Raw genomic sequence first — 25,028 nt, 5'->3', positions numbered from 1 at the left:
ACATGGATGCCGCCTGCTATATGACTCTGTGCATATTGTATTAGCACTCCGGCACGCCGAGTGCTAACGCGTTCGTTCTCAGAGTATTCGTCCGGACGACCGGTGCGATCCGACACATTGGCGGTCAATGTTGACCACCAATTGTTCACGAAATGTACTTTCCCGTTCATTGTGAACGCTAACAGCACACAATGTCACAAAAACACGCCAAAATCGCACCGCTAAGTCTGTTCACGCGGTTACTATGTAAGAGCAATGTGAGGGTATGCATGACCCGGCATAAGCCGGGCGCGTGGTGCCCGAAGTATTGGAAGGAAAATTACAGACATGACCGAATTCAAGGAAACCGAACTGGACGAGCGCGCCATCAAGATGGCCAAGGTCCTTTCGGCTGATGCGGTCGAGAAGGCGGGAAGCGGCCACCCCGGTTCCCCCGTCTCGCTGGCGCCGATCGCCTACACTCTCTACCAGCACTTCATCAAGCATGATCCGAACGACCCCAAGTGGGAAGGCCGCGATCGCTTCATCCTTTCCGGTGGCCACGCCTCCCTCACCCAGTACGTCCAGCTGTACTTCTCCGGCTACGGCCTGACCCTGGACGACCTCAAGCACTTCCGCGGCGGCGCGGACACCCACACCCCGGGCCACCCGGAGTACGGCCTGACCCCGGGCATCGAAATGACCACCGGCCCGCTGGGCCAGGGCTTCGCCTCGGCCATCGGCTTCGCTTATGGCGAGCGTTTCCAGCGCGGCCTGCTCGATCCGCAGACCCCGAAGGAAGACTCCCCGTTCTACCACAAGATCTGGGTCATCTGCGGTGAAGGCGACATCGAAGAGGGCATCTCCGGCGAGGCCGCTTCCCTGGCCGCCAACCAGAAGCTCGGCAACATCACCGTGATCTTCGACGCCAACCGCATCCAGATCGAAGGCGACACCAACCTGGTGCTGGCCGAGGACGTGCTCAAGCGCTTCCAGGCCTACGGCTGGTACACCGACGAATTCAGCTTCATCCAGCCCGACGGCTCCTACAAGGAGGACGTCGAGGGTCTGGCCGACGTGATCGCCAAGGCCCAGGCTGCCGCCCCGGACCAGCCGAAGCTCATCAAGGTCGACACCCTCATCGCGTGGCCGACCCCGGGCAAGACCAACGATCCGTCCTCCCACGGCTCCAAGCTGGGCGCCGAGGCCGTCGCCGGACTCAAGAAGGTTCTCGGCTACGACCCGGAGCAGTCCTTCCAGATCGACGAGGAAGCCCTCGCCCACGCCCGTAAGGTCGCCGACCGCGGCCTCGAGTCCCACAAGGCCTGGGACGAGAAGTTCGAGGCTTGGCGCAAGGCCAACCCGGACAAGGCCGCCCTGTACGACCGCCTGAAGGAAGGTAAGCTGCCGGAAGGCTTCGACAAGGCCCTCGATGATCTCGAGGCCACCTTCGAGGTCGGCGATGGCGTTGCCACCCGTGGCGCCTCCGGCTCCGTCCTCAACGCCATCGCGGCCGTCATGCCGGAACTGTGGGGCGGCTCTGCCGACCTCGGCGGCTCCAACAAGACCGACCTCAAGGGTGCCGCCACCTTCGCCCCGGCGGAGTGCGCCACCAAGCAGTGGCCGGTGTGCAACGAGTTCGGCCGTCAGCTGCACTTTGGCGTGCGTGAGTTCACCATGGGCTGCATCACCAACGGCATCCTGCTGGGCTCCTACACCCGTCCGTTCGGCGGCACCTTCTTCATGTTCTCCGACTACGAGCGCTCCGCCGTCCGTCTGGCCGCCCTCATGGAAATCCCGAACCTGTACATCTGGTCCCACGACTCCGTCGCCGTCGGCGAGGATGGCCCGACCCACCAGCCGATCGAGCACCTGGCCTCCTTCCGTGCGATCCCGCAGCTCGAGGTCGTCCGCCCGGCCGACGCCTTCGAGACCGCCGAGGCCTACCGCTACTTCTTCGAGAAGAAGAACACGCTGCCGACCGCGATGATCCTGACCCGTCAGGGTGTCCCGACCCTCGCCGAAACCGCCGCCAAGGCCAAGGACGGCGTCAAGAAGGGCGCTTACGTGCTCGTCGACACCGAAGGCACCCCGGACGTCATCATCATGGCTTCCGGTTCCGAGGTCCAGTGGGCCGTGGCCGCCGCCAAGACCCTGGCCGGCAAGGGCGTCAAGGCCCGCGTGGTCTCCTTCCCGTCCATGGAGTGGTTCGAGGAGCAGGATGCCGAGTACAAGGAGGCCGTGCTTCCGGCTTCCGTCAAGGCTCGTGTCTCCGTCGAGGCCGGTGTGGCCATGCCGTGGTACAAGTACCTCGGCACCTACGGCAAGCCGGTTTCCATCGAGCAGTTCGGCCTGCAGGGCAGTGGCTCGCAGAACATGATCGATCTCGGCATCACCGCCGAGCATGTGGTCGAGGCCGCCGAGGCGTCCATCGCCGAGGCCAACGCCTGATTTCTTTGGGCAACGGGAGGGGCTGCCCGGCAGCCTCTCCCCCGATAAGGATTTGATCCAATAAGGTATCAAGGAGAAAAACAATATGACTGAAGCAACTCAGCGTACGTCCGACAACGGCGTGTCCATCTGGCTGGACGATCTGTCCCGCTCCCGCATCGAGTCCGGCTCCCTGCAGGACCTCATCGCCAACAAGAACGTCGTCGGTGTGACCACCAACCCGTCCATCTTCCAGAAGGCCCTGAGCCAGGTCGGCCCGTACGACGCTCAGCTCAAGGAACTCGGCAAGGTCGACGTCGAGACCGCCGTGCGCGAGCTGACCACCACCGACGTGCGCAACGCCACCGACATCTTCCGCGAGATCGCCGAGAAGACCGACTTCGTTGACGGCCGTGTCTCCATCGAGGTGGATCCGCGCCTCGCCCACGAGACCGAGGCCACCGAGAAGCAGGCCGTCGAGCTCTGGGAGAAGGTCAACCGTCCGAACGCGATGATCAAGATCCCGGCGACCCTCGAGGGCCTGCCGGCCATCACCGCCACCCTGGCCAAGGGTATCTCCGTGAACGTCACCCTGATCTTCTCGCTCGAGCGCTACGAGCAGGTCATCGACGCCTACATCGAGGGCATCGCCCAGGCTGCCGCCAACGGCCACGATCTCAAGCACATCGGCTCCGTCGCCTCCTTCTTCGTCTCCCGCGTGGACACCGCGGTCGACAAGCTGCTGGAAGCCAACGGCTCCGACGAGGCCAAGGCCCTTGAGGGCAAGGCCGCCGTGGCCAACGCTCGCCTGGCCTACGAGCTGTTCGAGAAGAAGTTCGCCGAGGATCCGCGCTGGGCCGAGCTGGCCGCCAAGGGCGCCAAGGTTCAGCGTCCGCTGTGGGCCTCCACCGGCACCAAGAACCCGGCCTACTCCGACTGCAAGTACGTCGATGAGCTCGTCGCGAAGCACATCGTCAACACCATGCCGGAGAAGACCCTGAACGCTCTGGCCGACCACGGCAACGGCGCCCCGTCCATCGAGGGCACCTACGAGGAGTCCCACGCCATCATCAACAAGCTGGCTGAGCTGGGCATCAACCTCAAGGACGTCACCGACAAGCTGGAGGCCGACGGTGTCGCCGCCTTCATCAAGTCCTGGGATTCCGTCCTCGCCGACGTGCAGTCCGGCATCGACCGTGTCAACGGCTGATTGCTTCGGCATTCATCGCTGACTAGTCAGGGATAGCAAGACTCCCGATCTGCGTTGTCTCGCAGATCGGGAGTCTTTTTTTCGTTGTACCTGGAAAACGTCAGACCAGCCTCCGATATCGTTCTTCCCGCATGTCCGGTAAAGTGGAAACCCGTCACTGTCCGGCCACGCATCCGATGCGTCCGGCCCCGGGGTTGGAAGGAGACAGCCATGCAACTGACCGCACGCCAACGACTGATGATGACCTTCACCTTCTTCTCGATGTTCTTCGGGGCAGGCAACCTGATCTTTCCGCCGTTCGTCGGTGCGCAGGCCGGCGCCGCGACGGTCCCCGCAGCGATCGGCTTCATCGTTTCGGCGGTCGGTCTTCCGGTGCTCGGCGTGCTGGCCGTGACCTTCGCCGGCGGATTCGACGCGCTGGCAGGTCGCGTCTCCCCCAGATGCTCGCTGTTCCTTGGCTTGGCAATCATCCTGACGATCGGCCCGTGCTTCGCCATCCCGCGCACCGCCACCACCTCGTTCGAAATGATGGTGACACCGTTTCTGGCACAGGACACCAGCCGAGGCACCGTCCAACTCGCGTATTCCCTGGTCTTCTTCGCTCTGGCGTTCGTGTTCGCGCAGCATCCCGACAAGTTATCCAAGGTGCTCGGACGATTCATGGGGCCCCTGCTGTTGTTCCTGATCACCGCATTGTTCATCGCCTGTCTCGTCCGCGGTACCGGCATACCGTCCGCACCGTCCGGCGACTACGCCACGAACCAGATGGCACGAGGCTTCCTCGATGGCTACCAGACGATGGATCTGCTCGCCGCGCTGTATTTCGGCATCGTGATCTCGGTGAACATCCGGGCGCAGGGCATCGCCAACGAGACGCAAGTGCGGCGCGAGACCGCCATCGCGGGACTTGGCACCGGCGCGCTGCTCGTCGTGATCTACGGTGCGCTGAGCTATGTCGGCGTGGTGTCCGGCACTCTCGCCGCTATTGACCCGGTCTCCGACACGGGCGCGACCGTGCTCACCAATCTCACCTCGTCGATGTTCGGTACGGCAGGCGCGGTGTTCCTGGGCGCGGTGTTCGTCGTGGCCTGCCTGAATGTCTGCACCGGGCTGATCTGCACCTGTGCGACGTACTTCCATGAACGATTCCGCTCTGTCGCGGGGCGACCGGTCAGCTACCGCGCGTGGCAAGTACTGTTCACCGTGTTCAGCCTCGTCGTGTCGAACGCGGGGCTGAGCGCCATCATCAAGGTTTCGGTGCCGGTGCTGGCCGCACTGTATCCGATCGCGATCGTGTTGGTACTGCTCGCGTTCATCCCTCGTACACTGGCTTGCCAATTCCCTCTCGTATACGGATGGGTCGTGATGCTGGTCGCCATCACGTCGTTCGCCACCTGTATCGACAGCCTCGTCGCCGTATTCGGCGGATCGCTGCCATGGCTGGACGCAACACTAGGGATGCTGCCGTTGCAACACTATCAGCTCGGCTGGCTGGCTCCGGCCGCGATCGGCGTGCTCATGGGCATCATCGATTCGTCCGTCCGGTGTCATCGGGCCATTGGGTGATCTGCGGCGAATCCGATCGGATCGCGATTCGCGCCGCATGCCCATGCCGCGTTCGGCATAACCGCGCGAACGCGGGTAAAGTAGAGCTGTCATCATATCGAACGCCATACAAGGGGGTTTGCATCATGGCCGCGATCGCGACTGGTCACAATGACGAGAACAGGCTGCATCTGTTGCGCCACGCCGTATACCGTGCCACCAGCGTACGCGCGATGGAACGTCCGCTTCTGGACAACGGCGTGCCGCTGATGCGCATGGCGGCAACCGCACTCGCCCATGTCACCGCGAATCTGCTGGACGACGAGGGCGTGGCGTTGGAGGATGCGCGCGTCACGTTGCTGGCCGGTGCCGGCGACAATGGCGGAGACGGTCTGTATGCGGCGGCCGCACTGGCCGAGAACGGTGCGTCCGTGACCGCCGTGGCGGTCGGCCGAACGGTACATGACGATGCGTTCGCCGCGTTTGTGCGTTCCGGCGGCAAGGTGCTGATTCTTGATCCTTCCTCCGAAATTCCCGGATGCTCTGCCGGGTTCAGTGCCGGCGAGGCCGGCGAGCGCCTGCGTGCCGCCGTCGAGTTGGCACAGCATTCCCACGTGATCATCGACGCGATGACCGGCATCGGGCTGACCGGCGTATTGCACGGCATCGCTGGCACGATGGCTGCATCCCTTGGTGTGGATGGCACGGTGCCGGATCGCACCGCGTTGCCGGACGGGGATACTGCCGGAGAGTTTCCCTTGGTCGTGGCGGTGGATACGCCTTCCGGCGTGGGTGTGGACGACGGTTCGATCACCGGACCGTATATTCCGGCCGATGTGACGGTGACGTTCGGCGCTTTGAAGCCTTGTGCGATGTTGCCGCCTGCCTCGTACGCGTGCGGCAAGGTGACGTTGGTGGACTTCGGGTTTGATCTGGATGGTCATGAGCCGCTCGCCGAGGCGGTGTCGGGAGACAATGCCAGTGAGGTCATTCGTCTGCCTCGTCTGGCCGATACCAAATATTCGCGCGGCGTGACGGGGCTGATCACCGGTTCGGTGCGATATCCTGGCGCGGCCGTGCTGTCGAGCCGTGCGGCGGCGGCCACGAACGTCGGCATGATCCGGTACATGGGGCCGGAGCGTACTCGTTCGATGGTGTTGTCCGCGGTACCCGAAGCCGTGATCGGCAAGGGGCGCGTCCAGTCGTGGGTCGTGGGTTCCGGTGTGCCGGATGGCGTGACGGACGAGGACGATGCCGACGTGCAGCGTCAGACGATTGCGAAGCTGTTGTCGCATTATGCAGTGGATGCGCATGCCGAAGATCCGGATCTCGCCTTTGAGATGCCTCCGATCGTCGTGGATGCAGGCGCGCTGGATCTGTTGCCGGACGAGGTGCCGCCGCAGGTTGTGATCACACCGCACGCCGGTGAATTGGCGGCGCTGCTCACGGAGCGCGGGGAGGATGTGGATGCGCATGACGTGCAGCTGGAGCCGTTGCGTTGGGCCGTGCGTGCGCATGAGCTGACCGGGGCAACCGTGTTGCTCAAGGGCGCGGTGAGTATTGTGGTCGGCGATGAGGAGTCTCATGCGCAGGATACGCCGGTACAGCCTCTGGAAGGTCAGGATGCGGCACGGATGAAGACCGCCGGCTCCTTGGACGGTGACGAGGCGAACGATATCGATTTCGAGGATTCCCGAGCCGACGGGGAGACGCGGCCCGTGACACGCATACTGGTGGCCGGTCGTGCGCCGGCATGGCTTGGCACCGCCGGGGCGGGTGACGTGCTGGCCGGCATGACTGGCGCGCTGCTCGCACAGCAGGATGAGGACGCATCGATCGTGGAGACCGTGGCCGATGCCGCGTATCTGCATGGTTATGCGGCATCGGTCGCGTCGCAATCCGATCAGCGTGGATTCAATCCTCCGACGGTCTACGGGTCATCCGATCGGCGTCCGGTCGGCTCGCTCGGTCACCCGATTGTCGCATCAGACGTGGTCTTGGCCATTCCGGATGCGTTCCGTCAGCTGTTGTCATAGTATTCGCGAAATCACGTGACGGCACATCGCCGGTCATCGTCGGACAGCATAGTCATTCAGGCGTAGTCATAAGGAGCTTTTATGCCTCAGTCCCCCATCACCGATGTTATCTTCGATTTCTGCGGCGTGCTGCTCGATTGGCAGACGAGGGCATGCCTCGAAGGACATTTCCCTGATGAAATCGTCGGTGCGATCTGCGCAGACGATGATCCCCATGGGTTCTTCCGTTACGAGGATCGGATGGATGCCGGCGAGGATTTCGCCAGTATCTATCCGGATGTCGTGCAAGAACAGGGCCAGGACATCGCGCAGATCTTCAAGTATTACATCGACCATTACGACGATGCACTGCCACGTACACTGCCCGGGATGGTCGAACTGCTGGAGGATCTCAAGCGCCACGGCTATGGTGTGTGGGGCCTGACGAACTGGTCGCATGAAACGTTCCATCTCGCGTTCGAGAAGTTCCCGCGTCTGGCCGAGCTACTGGACGATACGGTCGTTTCCGGCGTGGAGAAGATGCACAAGCCGAACGCTGACATCTATGAATTGGCGTTGCAACGCTTCGGTCTGAACGCCGGGCAGTGTGTCTTCTTCGACGACACCGCAAAGAACGTGACCGGTGCGAACGAGGTCGGTATCCACGGCATCTTGTTCGAGAACGCCCTCGGGGCACGAGAATCCCTCGCTTCCCTCGGCGTGCGGCTGTAACGACGTTCGTCCGCGATCCATCGTCCTGCAACGGATCGCGGACGAACGGTTCATGGCAAGTCGAAAATCGAGCAACGATGCGCGGAACCACCGATACCGTCTCTTTCATACTGGTTCCGCGCATACTTCATACGTAAAGCCCAAAATATCCGGCATATGCGCGGTATCTTCCGCTCACTGCGGAACGGAAGATACAATGTCCTCTCGTGACAAAACACGAGACAAGCGGGCAGATGGCCACGGCAACAAGGCGACGCGACGCCGACAACGACCTCGGTACGAAACCGATCGGACGGCTGGCGGTGTCGCTGGCAATTCCGGCGGTGGTGGCGCAGGCGTGCAACGCGCTGTACACGATCGTTGATCGTCTGTTCCTCGCGCATATTCCCGGCGTGGGCGATCTTGCAATGACCGGCGTGGGCGTATGTTTCCCGATCACGCTCGCTGTGTCCGCATTCGCGATGCTCATCGGCATGGGAGGTGGTCCGCTCTCCTCGATCGCACTGGGACGTGGCGACCGCGACAAGGCGGATCGCTATCTTGGCACGTCGGTGGCGGCCATTATCACGATCGCCATCGTACTTTCAGTATTGCTTCAACTCTTCAAAACGCCCATCCTTGTCTTGTTCGGAGCGAGCGACGCGACGCTGCCGTACGCCTCCGGTTTTCTTTCCATCTATCTGACGGGCACGTTGTTCGTACAGTTGTCGCTGGGACTCAACACGTTCATCACCGCGCAGGGGCGTGCGCTGGTGGCGATGGCATCGGTGATCATCGGGGCGTTGAGCTCGCTGGCTCTCGATCCCCTGTTCATCTTCGTGTTCGGCCTGGGCGTGCGTGGGGCCGCACTGGCCAATGTCATCGCACAGGGCCTGTCCGCCGCATGGGTGATTCGCTTCCTCGCCTCGCCGGACAGCATGATACGGCTGCGGACGAGCAACATTCGGCTGACGCGACTGCTTGGTCCGATACTGTTTCTCGGCGTCTCCCCGTTCATCATGCAGATCACCGAATCCGTGATCCAGGTGGTGTTCAACTCATCGCTGCAACGTTACGGCGGAGACGTCTATGTGGGCTCGATGACCATCATGACGAGCCTCATGCAGCTGATCTTCGTGTTCTCGCAAGGTATCTCGCAAGGTGTGCAGCCGATCATCGGTTACAACTACGGCGCAGGGCTATACGGGCGCGTACGGCGCGCGTATTCCGGAACGATGGTCGTGCAGGTGGCGATCAACTGCACGATGACGACGCTGCTTGCCCTCTTTCCCGGCTCAGTGGCCTCGCTGTTCACCACGGACGGGGCGATTATCGGCGTGGTCTCACGGACGTTACCGTATTTCGTATGTGGTATGGGCGTGTTCGGGATTCAGAACGTGGTCCAGTGCGCGTTCGTGGGCATGGGGCAGGCGAAACCGTCGTTGTTCCTAGCGGTTTTCCGTAAGTTGATACTGCTGGTACCGTTGGCGTTGGCACTGCCCCGGCTTGGATTCGGAACGACCGGCGTGTTCATCGCCGAACCGATTTCCGACATCACCTCGGCAATTGTGGCAGGATTGCTGTTTGCATGGCATGCGGAGCGTCTGTTGCCGAAAACGGCAATGGAGAGGAAGTGACATCGCACTCGTTTGCATCCGCCGCGCGACGGTCGCAATGATGTCCTTCCTCGCCAGTCATTAATCGTCCCATTCAGGACGACTTCCCTCTTCGCTCCGGCCCTGCAATTTCGGACGGCCTACGGCCGACTCAATGCCGGCTCGCTACCGCTCGTTCCTCGCCTAAAAACGCCGTCTTGCAATTTCGGACGAGCTTCACTCGCATACTGTTGGACTGACTGTCGTCAGTCCCTCGCCTACAACCGTTTCCAACGGTTGCTTTACGGCTCGGCCGGCGTTTTCTTTACGGCTCGCCTCCGGCCCTGCAATTTCGGACGGCCTGCGGCCGACTCAATGCCGGCTCGCTGTCGCTTGCTCCTCGCCTAAAAACGCCTCCGGCGTTTTCTTTACGGCTCGGCCTGTATATAGCGTGTAGTAGCGGCCTTGTTGGGCGATGAGCTCGTCGTGCGTGCCGCGTTCGACGATACGGCCCGCCTCGATCACCATGATGCAGTCGGCGTTGCGGATCGTGGACAGGCGGTGCGCGATCACGAACGTGGTGCGTCCCTTCATCAATTCGTCCATGCCGGCCTGCACGAGCGACTCGGTGCGCGTGTCGATCGACGAGGTTGCCTCGTCCAGAATCAATGCGGGCGGATCGGCCACGGCGGCGCGCGCGATCGCGAGCATCTGCCGTTGTCCCTGGCTCAGCGACGCGCCGTCACCGGTCAGCTGCGTGTCATATCCGTTCGGCAGCTTCTCGATAAACGTGTGCGCGTTGGCGAGCTTGGCCGCGGCGATCACCTCCTCGTCGGACGCGTCGAGCCGTCCGAAGCGGATGTTCTCCATGATCGAACCGGAGAACAGGTGCGTGTCCTGCAGCACCATGCCGAGCGACCGGCGCAGATCGGACTTGTGAATGTCGGCGATGTTGATGCCGTCGTACGTGATCGTGCCGGAGTCGATGTCGTAGAACCGGGTGATCAGGTTCGTGATCGTCGTCTTGCCGGCGCCGGTCGAGCCGACCAGCGCGATCTTCTGACCGGGCTTGGCGAACATCGACATGTCGTGCAGGATCGTCTTGCCGGGCACGTAGCTGAACGTCACATGGTCGAGCCGGATGTCGCCGCTCATCGGCACGATCCGACCGTCCGACGAACGCCAGCCCCACTGGTCGGTACGGTCGTCCGTCTCGCGTAGTTCCCCGGTTGCGGCGTCGCGGCGCACGCTCACCAGCGTCGTCTTGCCATCGTCCGATTCGACTTTTTGGTCGAGCAGCTTGAAGATGCGGTCCGCGCCGGCCAAGCCCATGACGATCGCGTTGAGCTGCTGGCTGACCTGGCTGATCGGCATGGTGAAGCTCTTGACGAACGTCAAGAAGCTCACGAGCCCGCCCAACGTAAGCCCGGTCACGCCGTTGACCGCGAGCCAACCGCCGACGAGCGCGCAGAGCACGTACGCGACGTAGCCGAGCTGGTTGTTGATCGGTCCGAGAAAACCGGAGAACATGTTCGCCTTGTTAGACGCGTCGAACAGACGGTCGTTGCGTTCACGGAAATCGGCCTTCGCCGCGGCCTCGTGCGTAAACACCTTGACGACCTTCTGGCCGCTCATCATCTCCTCGACGTAGCCGTTGAGCTCGCCGACCGACTTCTGCTGACGGGAGAAGTACGTGCCGGACCGGCTGGTCATGACCTTCGTCATCCACACCATAAGGCCGGACACGACAAGCACAACGACGGTCAGTGGAACGCTCAGATAGATCATGCTGAACAGGATCATGACGATGCTGAATACCGAGTTGATGATCTGCGGGATGGACTGCGAGACCATCTGGCGCAACGTGTCGATGTCGTTGGTGTATAGGCTCATCACGTCACCGCGCGTGTTCGTGTCGAAATAGCCGAGCGGCAGGCGTTGCATATGCGTGAACATGCGGTTGCGCAGTTTCATCATGAACCCTTGCGTGATGAACGCCTTGAGCACGGCGCTCACCGCGTTCGCGACGATGCCGGCCGCGTAGATCGATGCCATCACGCCGATCGCGCCGAGCAGCGGTCCGAAGTCGCGGTCGTGCGAGGTGAGCATCGGCGTAATGTAGTTATCGATGAGCGTCTGGAAGAACAGGTTGCCGCGCACCTGCGCGTAGATCGTGACGACGATGAGCGCGATCACGATGCCGTACTGCACGCCGTACATGCCGAACACGAACCGCATGAGCCGCATGAAGATGCGGAACGGATGGTCGAGTTCGCGTCCCTGTTTCGCGCCGGCGGCCATACGGCCGGCATTGCCACGTGGTCCGGGCATCAGCGCACCTCCTTGTCGTCGACGTCGTTACGGGCGTCATCCTGCGTATCGTCGTTCGCGGCGTTCGTATCATTCGCGTCATTCGCCGCGCCCGTCGCATCCGACGATAGCTGCGCGAACTGCTCCTCGTCGAAGTCGCCACCGCCCTGTGTCTGCAGTTCGACGATGCTGCGGTAGATCTCGTTCGTCCGCAACAGTTCGTCGTGTGTGCCGACGCCACTGATCCGACCGTCGTCAAGCACGATGATCATGTCCGCGTCCTCGACGCTCGAGATACGCTGCGCGATGATGATCTTCGTCACGTCGGGCATCTGGCTGGCAAATGCGTGCCGGATCTTCGCGTCGGTGCCGGTATCGACCGCGGATGTCGAATCGTCCAGGATCAATACCTTCGGTTCCTTGAGCAGCGCACGCGCGATGCACAAACGCTGTTTCTGGCCGCCGGAGAAGTTCTGGCCTCCCTGTTCGACCTTCGACTCGTAGCCGTCGGGCAGTTTGTCGATGAACTCGTCGGCACAGGCGATCCCGCACACGCGCTTGCAATCGTCAACGGTCGCGTTTGGGTTGCCCCAACGCATGTTGGACAGAATCGTGCCGGAGAACAGCACGTTGTTTTGCAGGACGACGGCGACCTTATCGCGCAGCACGGCGCGGTCGTAGTCGCGCACGTCCACGCCGCCGACCGTGAGGCTGCCGCCGGTCACGTCGTACAGGCGCGGGATGAGGTTCACGAGCGTGGTCTTGGACGAGCCGGTGCCGCCGATCACACCGACGACCGCACCGGACGGGATCGTCAGATTGATGTCGGTGAGCACGTTCTCGGGGCCCTTTGCGATGAGCTGGCGTGTCGCCTCAATGCGACGCTTCGCGGCCGGATCATTCTCCGAAAGCTTGACGGCCGGATAGGCGAAGTCGACGTGGCGGAACTCGATCGAACCGTCGCGCACCTGTTCGACCGGATGCGCGGCCGCCGGCATATCGTCCCGCTCCTCGAGTACTTCGGCGATGCGGCGTGCGCTGGCGGACGACATGGTGATCATCACAATCGTCATCGACAGCATGACCAGGCTCATGAGGATGTTCATACAGTACATAAGCAGACTGGTCAGATCGCCGGTAGTGAGCCGGTCCTGCACGATCAGATGCGAACCGACCCAGCTGATGAGCAGCAGGCAGCCCCACACGGTGGTCTGGATGATCGGGTCGACGGCGGCAAGCACGAGTTCGGCCTTGAGGAAGATGTCGTAGATGCGCTTCGACGTGGCCTTGAACACACGCGTCTGCATGCTTTCGCGGGCGAACGCCTTGACCGCGCGCATGGCGGTGACGTTCTCCTCGACGGACTCGTTCATCGCGTCGTATTCGGGAAACGCCTGGCGGAAATACTTCGCGGCGATGTTCATGAGGATACCGAGAATGGTGCCGAGCACGACGACCGCGCCCAGATAGATCAGGGCCATCGTGCCGGAGACGATGAACGCCATGCACATGGCGATGATGAGGCTGGAGAACGCGCGCGGCACCATGCGCAGGATCATCATGAACGCGTTCTGGATGTTCATCACGTCGGTGGTGAGTCTCGTCACGAGGCTCGGCGTGGAGAACCTGTCGATGTTCGAGAACGAGAACGTCTGAATGTTGTCGTACTGGTCCTGTCTCAGGTTCTTCGCGAAGCCGGTCGCGGCGCGCGAGCCGAACACCGATCCGAGGCAGCCGACCGTGAGTCCGCACAGGGCCATAAGCACCATGAGTCCGGCTGTGCGGGAGATCACGCCCATGTCGCCCTTCTCGACGCCCTGGTCGATGAGCGTGGCCATGAGCAACGGGATGATCATCTCGCATGCCACTTCGCCTATCATCCATATCGGCGTCAGAATCGAGTCCCGTTTGAACTCGCCGACATGCCGCAGCAGTATTCGTACCGTCTTCACTTGCCGTTCCTTACGATGATGGTCGCTGCGCTGCCGGGCGACTGTGCCGGGCGCAACGGTTGTGAACGCAAACAAGACTAGCAACACCGCAGGCCGGCGCGTTTCGTCATATTCCATATGCCGGTCATCGTTGCCGAAAACCGTCATAACGACACTTGCGGCACTGTTCTGCAACATAACAGAACAGTGCCGCAAGTTGTCGGTTTCGCAAGACCTGCGATCACGCCGATCCGCAACCCGCAGACCGCATTGGCAGCCACGTCAATCCAGCAGCCGTCAGTCGATCAGCTTGTACCCGTGCGAGGCGACCACTGACTTGAGCTTCGCGAGGTAGTCCTCCGCCGCCTTCGACAGCTTCGCGCGCTCGTTGGTGATCCAGCCGACGAGCATCGTCTCGTCCGAGTCGAGCGGCACGGTGACGATCTTCTCGTTGTTGAGGTCGCCGTTGTCGATGCCGGTGCACACCGTGTAGCCGTTGAGTCCGACGATGAAGTTGAGGATCGTGGCGCGGTCGGTCACATTGATCTGCTTCGGGTTGTATTCGGGCCACACGGCTTCCTCCGCGAAGTAGAAGCTGCCGTCCTCACCCTGCTCGTACTGGATGAATGGGTATGGCTTCAGGTCCTCCATCGTGAGCTTCTTCTTGTTCGCCAGCGGGTTGGTGCGAGCGAGGAACACGTGCAGCGGGGCACGGAACAGCGGATGGAACTCGAGGTGCTTCTCGCGCAGCAGCTTGCCGATCACGTCCTTGTTGAAGTCGGACAGGTACAGGATACCGATTTCGGAAAGCATGTTGGCGACCTGGTTGATGATGTCCTTGGTGCGCGTCTCGCGGATGGTGAACTCGTATTCGTCGGACTTGATCGAGTTGATCATCTCGACGAACGCCTCGACGGCGAACATGTAGTGCTGGGTGGACACGGAGCACAACTGCTTGCGCGGCTTCGCGTTCTTGTAGCGCTCCTCGAGCAAGGCGGCCTGATCGAGGACCTGACGGGCGTAGGTGAGGAACTCCGCGCCGTCGACGGTCAGGGCGATACCCTGCGACGAACGGGTGAAGATCTCGATGCCCAGTTCGTTCTCCAGTTCCTTCACGGACGAGCTCAGCGCGGGCTGCGAGACGTACAGTTCGTGCGAGGCCTCGTTCATCGACCCGCATTCGACAATCTTGACGATGTATTTCAGCTGCAGCAGTGTCATAAGCTCCAGTTATAGCGCAAGCCCGCTACGTGAGATCGGCTTATAAGTCCGGATCCCGTGTATGATGTGAATCGTTCAGACAGGACATCGGTGGTTCGATATGCCAGAATCCCCGGAACGGCAAGGATCTACTTCGTTGATTATTCGATAGGCGGCACCGGCGGACGGCTTCACGGGTGAAGCATATCCGTATGGAACGCTTGTCGTACGGCTCCGCGCATGGATTGATGTGCTTCGCTTCGAATCCGTGGCGGCCACGCCGTCCCTGCATATGCCGTTCGCATATTGGTGTCATACGCAATCTCATCTATCACGCCGCAGCCGAAGGCTCCCGCAATAATCAACGGGACGCCGGTTCGCGGCGAACATACCGCATTGGAGCACCATATGTCACTGAATTCCGTACTCACGTTATCCCATATCACCTTTACCTATCCCGAAGCTCCGGAACCGCTGTTAGCCGACGTATCGGTCGCGTTCCCTCGCGGCTGGACGGCCGTATTGGGCGACAACGGCATCGGCAAGACCACGCTGATCCGCATCGCGCTCGGTGATCTGGCACCCGAATCCGGCGTCGTCTCCCCCGCTCCGAACGGCATCGTCTCTGGATACTGTCCGCAGAACACCGACGAGATGCCGGCGAATCTGGACGATTTCGCCAATGACTGGTCGCCGGAGACACTGGCGATTCGCCGCGATCTCGGCATCGGCGACGACTGGCCGTGGCGATTCGATGCCCTGTCCGGCGGCGAGGCCAAACGACTGCAGGTCGCCTGCGCGCTGGCGTTGCGGTCGGACGTGCTCGTCTTGGACGAACCGACGAATCACGTGGACGCGCCGACCCGCGAGCGCATCATCGCCGCGTTGCGTTCGTTCGGCGGCATCGGCATCCTCGTATCGCATGACGTGGCGCTGATCGACGCGGTCGCCGATCAATGCGCGTTTTTCGAACGTGACCATGTGTGCGGACAGAACGTGACCGTCGTGCGCATGCGGCCGGGCAACTATGCCGCCGCATCGGCGAGCGCGGCGATCGATCGTCAGTCGGCGGATGCGGCGTTGCGCGACGCGCGTCGCGAATCCGCGCGATTGTCGTCGGTCAAGGCGCAGCGCAAGCATGATGCGACGTTGGAGGTGTCGTCGGCCAAAAACCATCGTTTCGTCGATCCGAAGGATCATGACGCGCGCAATGCGATCAAATACAACCACAATCCGAGCAGTCTCGGGCCTGCGAGCGCCCGCATCGACGCACAGGTCGCGGCGGCGCGGGAGAAGGCCGCGGGCATCGTCACCGCGGCGAAACGGTATGACGGCGATATCTGGATAGACGCCGAGTCGAGCAGTCGCCGTGAGCTGGTGCGGTTGCCGGCGGGATGGCTCCCGTACGGTGGCGATGCCGCCGCAGCGGTCCCGGAGCATGGCGACGGCGTCGCCGTTCCCATGCTGACGGTCGGCCCGCACGATCGCATCGGCATCAGCGGTTCGAACGGCACCGGCAAGACCACGCTGGTCAATGCGCTGTTGCGCGAGATCGAACTGAACGAACGTCGTACCGGACTGCGGCTGCCTCGTCTGGTGTTGCCGCAGAACACCACCGAGGCAGATGCGCGACGGGCGATGGCCCGACTGGCCGCATTGCCGGCGAAGGAGCGCGGTCTTGTGCTGTCGTCCGTCGCGCAGCTGAACGCCGACCCTGAGCGGCTGATTGCCGGCGGCAATCCGTCGCCGGGCGAGCTGCGCAAGCTGCTGCTGTGTCTGGGATTGCGCCGGCATCCGCATCTGATCGTCATGGACGAGCCGACGAACCACCTCGATCTGCATTCGATGCAGACGCTGGGCCGTGCGCTGACGGGGTATCCCGGCGCGCTGATCCTCGTCTCCCATGACGAGGGGTTCCTGCGGCAGACCGTCACGATCCGTTGGTCGCTGCAGCGCGATGGTACGCGGGCGCGGCTGACGGTCGGCTGATACGGAAACGTCCTTCCGCCGATGCGTCAGGCACGGCGGAAGGACGTAGTCAAGACAGGTTGTGCAACGCGGTCACGCACCGTACTGGGCGAGGTAGGCGTCGGCGGCGGCCTTGATCTCGGGAGTCACATACGGCTGGCCGGATGCGGTGGTGATATGCTGGCCGGCCTCGAAGATCTCACGAACGTTGGCGATGGCGAACACCGGGAAACCGAACTCGGCCTCGACGGCCTTGACGGCGGACAGGTCGGAGTCCTTGGTCTTCTCCATGCGATCGACGGACAGCACGAGGCCCACGACCTCGACGTCGGCTTCGGCCTTGAGCTTGGGGATGACCTCGCGCACGGCGGTGCCGGCGGTCATCACGTCGTCGACGAGCAGCACCTTCATGCCGTCCTTGAGTTGTGTGCCGACCATCATGCCGCCATCGCCGTGGTCCTTCTTCTCCTTGCGGTCGAACGTGTAGCCGACCTCCATGCCGTGCGCGGAGGTCAGGGCGATCGCGGTGGACACACCCAGTGGGATGCCCTTGTACGCCGGGCCGAACACGGTGTCGATGTCGGCGGGCAGATTGCCGGCCTTGATCTCCTCGGCGATCTTCTCGGCGTAGAACGCGCCGAGCGTGGCGATCTTGCGGCCGTCGTTGAACGCGCCCGCGTTGATGAAGTACGGGGACTTGCGGCCGGACTTGAGCGTGAAGTCGCCGAACTTGAGCGCCTGCGAATCGAGCAGGAACTCGGTGAAGCGGTGGTCGAGCGATGCGGTGGTCATGATGTTCTCCTTGTCGAAACCGTGGCTCCCCTGTACTGAGAAGAGCCGAACATACGTCGTACTACGTTGCGGTGCCGTCAGCGCCAGGTCTCGCCCACGGCGAGTTTCGCCGCAAGTTCCGGACGCGAGTCGAGCAGGTCGTCGAGTTCGCGCGCCACGCGGATTGGCGCGGTCGGATCGTACAGTGCGGCCGCGCCCACTTCGACAGCGTTCGCGCCGGCGTACAGGAATTCGAGCGCCTTCTCGCCGGAGTCGATGCCGCCGATGCCGATGATCGGGATGTCCGGCAGGGTCTGGCGCACGCGCCACACGAAGCCGAGCGCGACCGGGAAGATCGCCGGTCCGCTTACGCCGCCGGTGCGATTGGAGATGATCGGCTCGCCGGTGCGGATGTCGATGCGCATGCCGACGAGCGTGTTGATCAGGCTCAGCGCATCCGCGCCCGCTTCGGCGGCGGCGCGTGCGATGGTCGCGATGTCGGTCACATTCGGCGACAGCTTGACGATCATCGGCTTGGAGGTGAGCTTACGCAGATGGCCGATGAGACGGCTCAACGCGACCGGATCGGTACCGACGGACATGCCGCCGTAGCTCACGTTCGGGCAGCTCACGTTGATTTCGAGCATATCGGCCGGCGAATCGGCGAGCTTGGCGACGACCTGCGCGTAGTCGTCGTCGCTGTGGCCGGCGACGTTGGTGACGACAGTCGCGCCAAGCTCCTTGAGTTTGGGCAGTTCGTCGACGAGATAATGATCGACGCCCGGGTTCTGCAGACCGACCGCGTTGACCATGCCGGCCGGGCTTTCGGCCGTGCGCGGACCGGGGTTGCCTTCCCACGGCACTGGGGAGACGCCCTTGGTGGAGATCGCGCCCATCTGGCTCACGTCATAGAACCAGCGGCATGCGGCCAGCTGGAACGTGCCGGACGCGGTGCCGACCGGGTTCTTCCATTCGACGCCGGCGACGACGGTCTTGTGCTTCCACTCGTGCTTCTCGTACACGTTGATCGGGGTGTTGCCGTTCTCGGTCATCGTCTCACGCCTCCCATCCGAGCTGTTCCGCGGTGAATACCGGACCGTCCGAGCACACCTTCTTGCGTCCGTCTACCGTGTCGACCACGCACACCACGCAGGTGCCGTATCCGCAGCCCATGCGCTGCTCCATGCTCAGCTGGCTCGGGATGCCGCGCTTGGACGCCCATTGCGCCACGGCCTTCATCATCGGCAGCGGGCCGCAGGACAGGATCACCGGCGCAAGACCGTCGCGGGTAAGTTCGCCGGCCGCCTCCATCCGGTCGAGCAGCGTGATGACGTTGCCTTCGGATTCGTCGATGCTCACCGTCGCGTCCGCATAGCGGGACACATACTGATCAGCGAAGTGGTCGTTGCGGTAGCCGAACACGGCAGTGGTGCACACGTCGTCGTTCGACTGAAGATATTGCGCGGTGTAGATGAGCGGCGGCACGCCGAGACCACCGCCGACGAGGATGTAGTGCGACGCGGTCTTCGTGTTGAATGGACGGCCGAGCGGGCCGAGCACGTCGATATGGTCGCCGGCCGCGAGTTCGGAGAATTCCGCGGTGCCCTTGCCGACGACCGCGAAGATGACACTGACCAGGTCGCCGTCCACCTCGCTCACGCCGAACGGACGCGGCAGCAGCTTCATCGGATCGTGGCTGAACAGGTTCACGAACTGCGCCGGACGCGCGTGCTTCGCGATGTACTGGTCGCGGAACGTGAGACGGTACACGCCTTCGGTGAGTTTCGTGACCTCGGTGATCTCGACCGTGTGCCGGCCCGGGAAATAGCCGGCTTCGGTCGCCTCGGCGACCACGTCGGCGGTGGGGGTGAAGGTTGCTGTGGGCATTGCTTCCTTGATTCTCCTCATCTGCATAATCTATTCAGCGCCAGTAGTCCAGCTTACGCCAAGGTCTGCCGCAGCCATCTGCATCGGCATGGTGGCCAGGGGGGCGTCTCGCTTCACTCCGCCCCCTGGCCGTCGTTCTTACCGGTACACGTTCACGCGCAGGTCGTCGCGCATGTCGCTTGCGGCCTGACGCGCCGCGGAGGCGACCAAGTCGAGCGCCTCGCCGGCGCTCATGTCGTCGCGGTACTCGCCGGTCTTCTTCCATGCGCCGATGATGCCGCGTGACGAGTTGACGATCGCGCCGGAGCCGTCGTGATCGAACATGCCGGCGACTCCCGCCGCCGTGCCGCCCTGTGCACCGTAGCCGGGCACGAGGAAGAACGTGTGCGGCATACGCTTGCGCAGGGCCGCGCCCTCCTCAGGATGGGTGGCGCCGACGACCGCGCCGACGCGCGAATAGCCGTGGCTGCCGATGGTCGCGCTCCCCCAGCCTTCGACCAGGTCGGCGACGTGCTCGTAGAGCTTGCCGCCATCGGCGAGGTCGAGTTCCTGCAGTTCCTTGCTGGACGGGTTCGACGTGCGCACGAGGACGAAGATGTCCTTGTCGGCCGCGGCGGCCGCGTCCACGAACGGCGTGATGCCGTCGGTGCCGAGGTACGGGTTGACGGTGACCGCATCCTCATGCCACGGGTCGAACGGCTGCGCGCCGTCCTCGAATCCCGCAACGCCACTCAGGTGGCCGGCGTAAGCGGCCGCGGTCGACCCGATGTCGCCGCGCTTGATGTCGCCGAGCACGTAGAGTCCCTGCTGCTGCGCGTATTCGCAGGTCATCGTGTACGCGTCCACGCCGGCCGGTCCGATCGCCTCGTACATGGCGATCTGGGGTTTGACGGCGGGCACGATGTCGGCGACCGCGTCGATGATCGCACGGTTGAATTCGAAGTACGCGACGGCGAGCTGCGCGGCCGGGATTTCGGCCTGGTCCTCGACGGAGTCGCGCACTTCATCCGCGAACGACGCGACGACCTGCGGCGGCACGAGCGCCGGCGTCGGGTCGAGTCCAACCACGCTCGGGTTCTGCGCGTTCTCGATCGCTTCGATCAGTCGATCCATGACGTTGTCCTTTCGTTACTTGATCCTGCTGAACACCAGTTTCGAGCCGATCACCGTGGCGAGCGGCCGGCCGGTCACCTGCCATCCGCCGAACGGCGTGTTGCGCGCGGCCGAATGGAACCGTTCCGGGTCCACCGTCCATGATTCGTTCGTGTTCAGGATCACCAGATCGACGCTCTCGGGATGCTCCACGCGGCTCAGATCCAGCGTGCGCTTGACCGCGCACGTGGACGACGTGTTGAGCAGTCCGGCCACGTCGGTCGGCACATGGCCCATGAGATGCTGCGGCGCGACCGACATCAGTTCGATGAGCCGCTTGTCGTCGATGTATCCGTCTTCGACGAGCACCTTGTGCGCCACGCCGTACGCACATTCCAGCCCGATGATGCCGTTCGGCGCGTCAAGGAACCCGCGTTCCTTCTCCTCGAGCGTGTGCGGCGCGTGGTCGGTGGCGAGCATGTCGACCGTGCCGTCCGCGATCGCGGCGATCGTCGCCTGACGGTCGGCAGCCGAACGCAGCGGCGGGTTCATCTTCGCCAGCGTGCCGTACTTCAGGAGGTCCTCGTCGCACAATGCTATGTAGTGCGGCGCGGTCTCGCAGGTGATCGGCAGCCCCTCGGCCTTGGCTTCGCGGATCGCGTCGAACGAGATCGCGGTGCTCACATGCTGGAAGTGCACGTGGACGCCGGTTTCGCGGGCCTTGGCGATATCGCGCGCCACGATCTTCAGCTCGGTGTCCTCCGGGATGCCGGGCACGCCGAGTTCGCGCGCGACCGGGCCGTCGTTGACCGCGCCGATGTCGTGATGCTCGCAGTGTTCGATCAGATACAGTCCGGTGTCCTTGACGTTGCGCAGCACATCGTCGAGGATCGCAGGGGTCACGGCGGAACCGTCGTCGCTGACCGCGGTGACCGGATGGGCGAGCTGATACGCATCCTTGGCTTTCCCGCGCACGGTCGCGGAAGACGTCAGATACTCACGCCAACGGTCCGGATCGCTCGCCTCGCCGCCGACGCGTCCCTTCGACGCGCACACGCATAGGTCGTAGCGCACCGGCAGCGCCGTATCATGCGCGGCCTCGTAGTGCTGCAGGTAGTCGATCACCGTGCCGTAGCCGGCGCTGAGCACTTCGGACGCACCGGGCTCGCCGGCCACGACCGGCTCCCCGTCCATCGCGGGCACGGTGTTCGGCATGATGAGCACGTTCGTGTAGCCGCCCGACGCGGACGCGCGGCATCCGGAGATCATCGACTCCTTGTACGTCTGGCCGGGATCGCGGAAGTGCACGTGCGGGTCGGCGAAGCCGGGCGCCACGGTCAGGCCGGTCGCGTCAAACTCGCCGCCCGTCACCGCGCCCGATTCGCTGAACAGCCGGCTCGCGTCGGCGTCGGAGATCACCAGATCGATCGTCTCGCCGGTGTCCCATACCGTGATGTTGCGCAGAGTCAGCATTACAGTTTCGCTTCCTCGTCGCAGTAGTCGCAACGGTATTCCTGACGCTCGGAATGCGTCAGATGGAACATCTGGTCGATGCCGCGTTCGGTGGTGGTCACGCAGCGCGGGTTCTTGCAGGTGAGGATGTTGATCACATGCTCAGGCAGCGTCGGGGTCTTCTTTTCGACGATCTTGCCGCCACGCACGATGCCGACAGTCGCGGTGCGCGCGACGAGGCCGAGCACGTCGAGGTCGATGGCGGGCGTCTTCTTGCCATCCTCGTCCTCGATCTTGATGATGTCCTTCGTGCCGTACAGGTGGCTGTCGGTGTTCATGATCAGCGCGAGCTTGGTCTTCGCCGGGTTGATCTTCAGGTATTCGAGCACCTTGAGCGCGGTGCCGGCCGGCACATGATCGATGATGATGCCGTTGACGATGCTGGTGACTTCCATCAGGCCTTGACCTCCTTGGCTTCAAGCGGTTCATATCCGGGCAGTTCGTCGCCGATCACGGAGCTTTCGAGCGCCATGCGCATGAGCATGCCGTTCTTCACCTGCTCGAAGTAGGCGGCGCGCGGGTCGTTGTCGACCTCGACAGCGATCTCGTTGATGCGCGGCAGCGGGTGCAGCACGGCCATGTCCGGCTTGGCGAGCTGAAGCTTGTCCTCGTCGAGGATGTACGTGTCACGCAGACGCAGATAGTCGTCCTCGTTGAAGAAGCGCTCCTGCTGCACGCGGGTCATGTACAGCACGTCGAGGTCGCCGATCACGGAGACGAGATCCTTGACCTCGGTGTAGGAGCAGGACGGGGTCGCGTCGATGCGGTCGAGCACATATTGCGGGGTCTTGAGCTCGTCGGGGCTGATGAGCACGAAGTGCACGTTGCCGAAGCGACACAACGTTTCGATGAGGCTGTGCACGGTACGGCCGAACATGAGGTCGCCGCACAGGCCAACGGTCAGGTCAATGACGCGACCGAAGCGCGACTGCAGCGTGGCCAGATCGGCGAGCGTCTGCGTGGGATGCATGTGACCACCGTCGCCGGCGTTGATGACCGGCACGGAGGCGGCGCGGGATGCGACGAGCGCCGCGCCTTCCTTCGGGTGACGGATCGCGACCACGTCGACATAGTTGGACACGGTCTTGAGCGTGTCGGCGATCGACTCGCCCTTGGACGCGCTCGACAGCTGGGAGCCGGCGAAACCGATCACTTTGCCGCCCAGGCGCAGCATGGCGGTTTCGAAGCTCAGGCGCGTGCGCGTGCTCGGCTCGTAGAACAGCGTGGCCAGCACCCTGCCGTCGCAGGTATGCGCGACTTCCCGGCGATGGGAATCGATGTACTGCGCCTTATGCAGCAGTTCCTTGATCTGGCGGAGGGAAAGATCATCGAGCGAGATGACGCTCTTACCAATCATCGGCGTCTCGACCGACTCGTCTGTTACTGACACGGCTCACCTTTCTTGCGTGAAGCGGATAAGGTGGCCACAGAAGTGACCTATCCGACTATACACGCGACACGCCCCGCCGCGCGACCCCGCGTGTTCACCCCACGTTCAGATTGCCGAGTCTTCTCCAATCATTCGTATACCGATCGGTTAGACATCCGCTGTTAAAATGGCAGCAGCACTTCAACAGAAATGAGGATGTATGGCAGAGTATCAGCCGGGATGGTACCCGGTCCCGTCCGGCGATCAGACGAAACTACGCTGGTGGGACGGTACGCAGTGGACCGACAGTGTCATGCCGGCACCGCAGACGGATCCGAACGCGAATCCGAATCCGTTCGCGGGGCAACAGCAGAACGCATATCAGCAGCAATACAACGGTGGGTATGGAGACCCGCAACAACCCATGTACATGACAAACGGTACGTGGATGACGGAGACGGATCGCAACCTTCGTCTGGCGGCATTCGTGTTGAATGTGATCGGATGCATCGCATGGTGCTGGACGCTGGTCGCGCTGGCATGGATGATCCCGATGACGATTCACAGTTGGCGAATCTACAAAGGCGAAGCGGCCAATACGACGGCGTTCGGCGTCTGCACGCTGATTTTCGCGAGCCAGATCGCCGGCATTCTGCTGCTGATCAGCAAGAAGGATGCCTGATATCCAGCCGTTGATGGCCTCATTGTATGGGCTGCAGCTGTTGCACCGACTGCCGCAGCCCATACAATGTCAGGTATGACTCAACCTGACATTGAACCGACCGATTTGCCCGCACGCCTCGAAGTCGGGCAAGCGGCGCCCGACTTCACATTGCCTGCCGCATTGCCGGACGGCACTGAAACACACATCACACTGTCTGCGCTAATGGAACAACGTCAGAATGTGGTGCTCTACTTTTATCCCGCCGCGATGACGCCGGGTTGCACGACCGAAGCATGTGCCTTCCGTGACAATCTCGCCCGTCTTGAATCTCTCGGATTCACAGTATTGGGCGTGTCTAAGGATCCACTGCCGAAACTGCATCGTTTCGTGGAACGTGATCATCTGAGTTTCCCGTTACTGTCTGACACCGATCTGACCGTACATAAGCAGTACGGGGCATATGGGGAAAAGAAGCTGTATGGCAAAGTGCATGTGGGCGTGATTCGATCGACGTTCGCCATCGACAGTGACGGTGTGATCATGCTGGCACGATACAACGTACGTGCCAAAGGACATGTCGATTCGTTGCTAAAAGCGCTGCGGTCATAATCCGTGCTGACTTCTTGAAAGGAATTCTCTCTTCGCCGAGATGACAAAGCCCCGAACTGTTGCAGTCCAGGGCTTTGTGTTGTGTGGTTATATGGGAGGGCCTCGGGAGCGTGTTGCTCGACCGGGGTCCTTCGTGACGTGTAAATGCGGCGGCGTGCTACTCTCCCACACCCTGTCGAGTGCAGTACCATCGCCGTGCCAGGCCTTAGCTTCCGGGTTCGGAATGGGAC

At 62.6% G+C, this 25,028-nt stretch carries 19 protein-coding genes; 9 read left to right on the top strand and 10 right to left on the bottom strand.

The genetic code is table 11. From position 1 onward, the window contains the following. Positions 1 to 327 precede the first annotated feature (327 nt). The 6 genes from tkt (at position 328) to JS541_RS11700 (ending at position 9,527) form a co-directional block, all read left to right on the top strand. Positions 328 to 2,430 carry a transketolase gene (gene tkt, locus JS541_RS11725; protein WP_214374693.1) on the top strand — a complete coding sequence of 701 codons (2,103 nt, stop codon included), beginning with the start codon at positions 328 to 330 and terminating at the stop codon, positions 2,428 to 2,430. An 85-nt stretch (positions 2,431 to 2,515) separates the two neighbouring features. After that, positions 2,516 to 3,619, top strand: coding sequence for a transaldolase (gene tal, locus JS541_RS11720; protein ID WP_214374692.1), 1,104 nt, complete (start codon positions 2,516 to 2,518; stop codon positions 3,617 to 3,619). A gap of 210 nt (positions 3,620 to 3,829) precedes the next feature. Next, entirely contained in the window at positions 3,830 to 5,185 is a 1,356-nt protein-coding gene (brnQ, locus tag JS541_RS11715) for a branched-chain amino acid transport system II carrier protein (RefSeq protein WP_240539349.1), read from the top strand. A gap of 125 nt (positions 5,186 to 5,310) precedes the next feature. Then, the gene (locus JS541_RS11710; protein WP_214374691.1) at positions 5,311 to 7,200 is read left to right on the top strand and encodes a bifunctional ADP-dependent NAD(P)H-hydrate dehydratase/NAD(P)H-hydrate epimerase; all 1,890 of its coding nucleotides are present in this window, start codon (positions 5,311 to 5,313) and stop codon (positions 7,198 to 7,200) included. An 81-nt stretch (positions 7,201 to 7,281) separates the two neighbouring features. After that, positions 7,282 to 7,911 carry an HAD family phosphatase gene (locus JS541_RS11705; RefSeq protein ID WP_214374690.1) on the top strand — a complete coding sequence of 210 codons (630 nt, stop codon included), beginning with the start codon at positions 7,282 to 7,284 and terminating at the stop codon, positions 7,909 to 7,911. 233 nt (positions 7,912 to 8,144) lie between these two features. Then, complete coding sequence (locus tag JS541_RS11700; RefSeq protein ID WP_214374689.1) at positions 8,145 to 9,527, top strand: MATE family efflux transporter; 1,383 nt, start codon at positions 8,145 to 8,147, stop codon at positions 9,525 to 9,527. 330 nt (positions 9,528 to 9,857) lie between these two features. Here JS541_RS11700 and JS541_RS11695 read toward each other — a convergent pair whose 3' ends face one another. From JS541_RS11695 to JS541_RS11685, 3 genes are all read right to left on the bottom strand, one after another. Next, entirely contained in the window at positions 9,858 to 11,816 is a 1,959-nt protein-coding gene (locus JS541_RS11695; RefSeq protein WP_236036945.1) for an ABC transporter ATP-binding protein, read from the bottom strand. Next, positions 11,816 to 13,747, bottom strand: coding sequence for an ABC transporter ATP-binding protein (locus JS541_RS11690; RefSeq protein ID WP_338023644.1), 1,932 nt, complete (start codon positions 13,745 to 13,747; stop codon positions 11,816 to 11,818). Before JS541_RS11690 ends, JS541_RS11695 begins: the two co-directional genes overlap by 1 nt. Before the next feature lie 276 nt (positions 13,748 to 14,023). Further along, the gene (locus tag JS541_RS11685; protein ID WP_214374687.1) at positions 14,024 to 14,947 is read right to left on the bottom strand and encodes a LysR family transcriptional regulator; all 924 of its coding nucleotides are present in this window, start codon (positions 14,945 to 14,947) and stop codon (positions 14,024 to 14,026) included. A gap of 387 nt (positions 14,948 to 15,334) precedes the next feature. Between JS541_RS11685 and JS541_RS11680 the strand changes: the two genes are divergently transcribed. Further along, positions 15,335 to 16,915, top strand: coding sequence for an ATP-binding cassette domain-containing protein (locus tag JS541_RS11680; protein WP_236036944.1), 1,581 nt, complete (start codon positions 15,335 to 15,337; stop codon positions 16,913 to 16,915). Positions 16,916 to 16,987: 72 nt separating this feature from the next. Here JS541_RS11680 and pyrE read toward each other — a convergent pair whose 3' ends face one another. From pyrE to pyrB, 7 genes are all read right to left on the bottom strand, one after another. Beyond that, positions 16,988 to 17,686, bottom strand: a complete 699-nt coding sequence (gene pyrE, locus JS541_RS11675) for an orotate phosphoribosyltransferase (protein WP_214374686.1) — start codon at positions 17,684 to 17,686, stop codon at positions 16,988 to 16,990. A 77-nt stretch (positions 17,687 to 17,763) separates the two neighbouring features. Further along, complete coding sequence (locus JS541_RS11670) at positions 17,764 to 18,717, bottom strand: dihydroorotate dehydrogenase (protein ID WP_214374685.1); 954 nt, start codon at positions 18,715 to 18,717, stop codon at positions 17,764 to 17,766. Positions 18,718 to 18,721: 4 nt separating this feature from the next. After that, on the bottom strand, positions 18,722 to 19,552 hold the full coding sequence (locus tag JS541_RS11665) for a dihydroorotate dehydrogenase electron transfer subunit (protein ID WP_214374684.1): 831 nt from the start codon (positions 19,550 to 19,552) through the stop codon (positions 18,722 to 18,724). Between the two features lie 138 nt (positions 19,553 to 19,690). After that, a complete protein-coding gene (pyrF, locus tag JS541_RS11660) occupies positions 19,691 to 20,665 on the bottom strand; it encodes an orotidine-5'-phosphate decarboxylase (protein WP_214374683.1) in 975 nt (324 codons plus the stop codon). 15 nt (positions 20,666 to 20,680) lie between these two features. Further along, entirely contained in the window at positions 20,681 to 22,117 is a 1,437-nt protein-coding gene (locus JS541_RS11655) for a dihydroorotase (protein ID WP_214374682.1), read from the bottom strand. Continuing rightward, on the bottom strand, positions 22,117 to 22,551 hold the full coding sequence (locus JS541_RS11650) for an aspartate carbamoyltransferase regulatory subunit (RefSeq protein ID WP_214374681.1): 435 nt from the start codon (positions 22,549 to 22,551) through the stop codon (positions 22,117 to 22,119). Before JS541_RS11650 ends, JS541_RS11655 begins: the two co-directional genes overlap by 1 nt. Further along, positions 22,551 to 23,513: an aspartate carbamoyltransferase gene (gene pyrB, locus JS541_RS11645; protein WP_214374727.1), complete on the bottom strand. Its 963-nt coding sequence runs from the start codon at positions 23,511 to 23,513 to the stop codon at positions 22,551 to 22,553. Before pyrB ends, JS541_RS11650 begins: the two co-directional genes overlap by 1 nt. 232 nt (positions 23,514 to 23,745) lie before the next feature. On the opposite strand from pyrB, the gene JS541_RS11640 reads away from it, so the two are divergent. Further along, positions 23,746 to 24,207: a DUF2510 domain-containing protein gene (locus tag JS541_RS11640; protein WP_214374680.1), complete on the top strand. Its 462-nt coding sequence runs from the start codon at positions 23,746 to 23,748 to the stop codon at positions 24,205 to 24,207. Between the two features lie 66 nt (positions 24,208 to 24,273). Continuing rightward, a complete protein-coding gene (gene bcp / locus JS541_RS11635) occupies positions 24,274 to 24,798 on the top strand; it encodes a thioredoxin-dependent thiol peroxidase (RefSeq protein WP_214374679.1) in 525 nt (174 codons plus the stop codon). Positions 24,799 to 25,028: the final 230 nt, after the last annotated feature.

It is taken from the genome of Bifidobacterium sp. SO1 (assembly GCF_018555335.1).
GTDB classification, from domain to species: Bacteria; Actinomycetota; Actinomycetes; order Actinomycetales; family Bifidobacteriaceae; genus Bifidobacterium; species Bifidobacterium simiiventris.
This window is presented reverse-complemented; position numbering and strand designations above follow the sequence as displayed.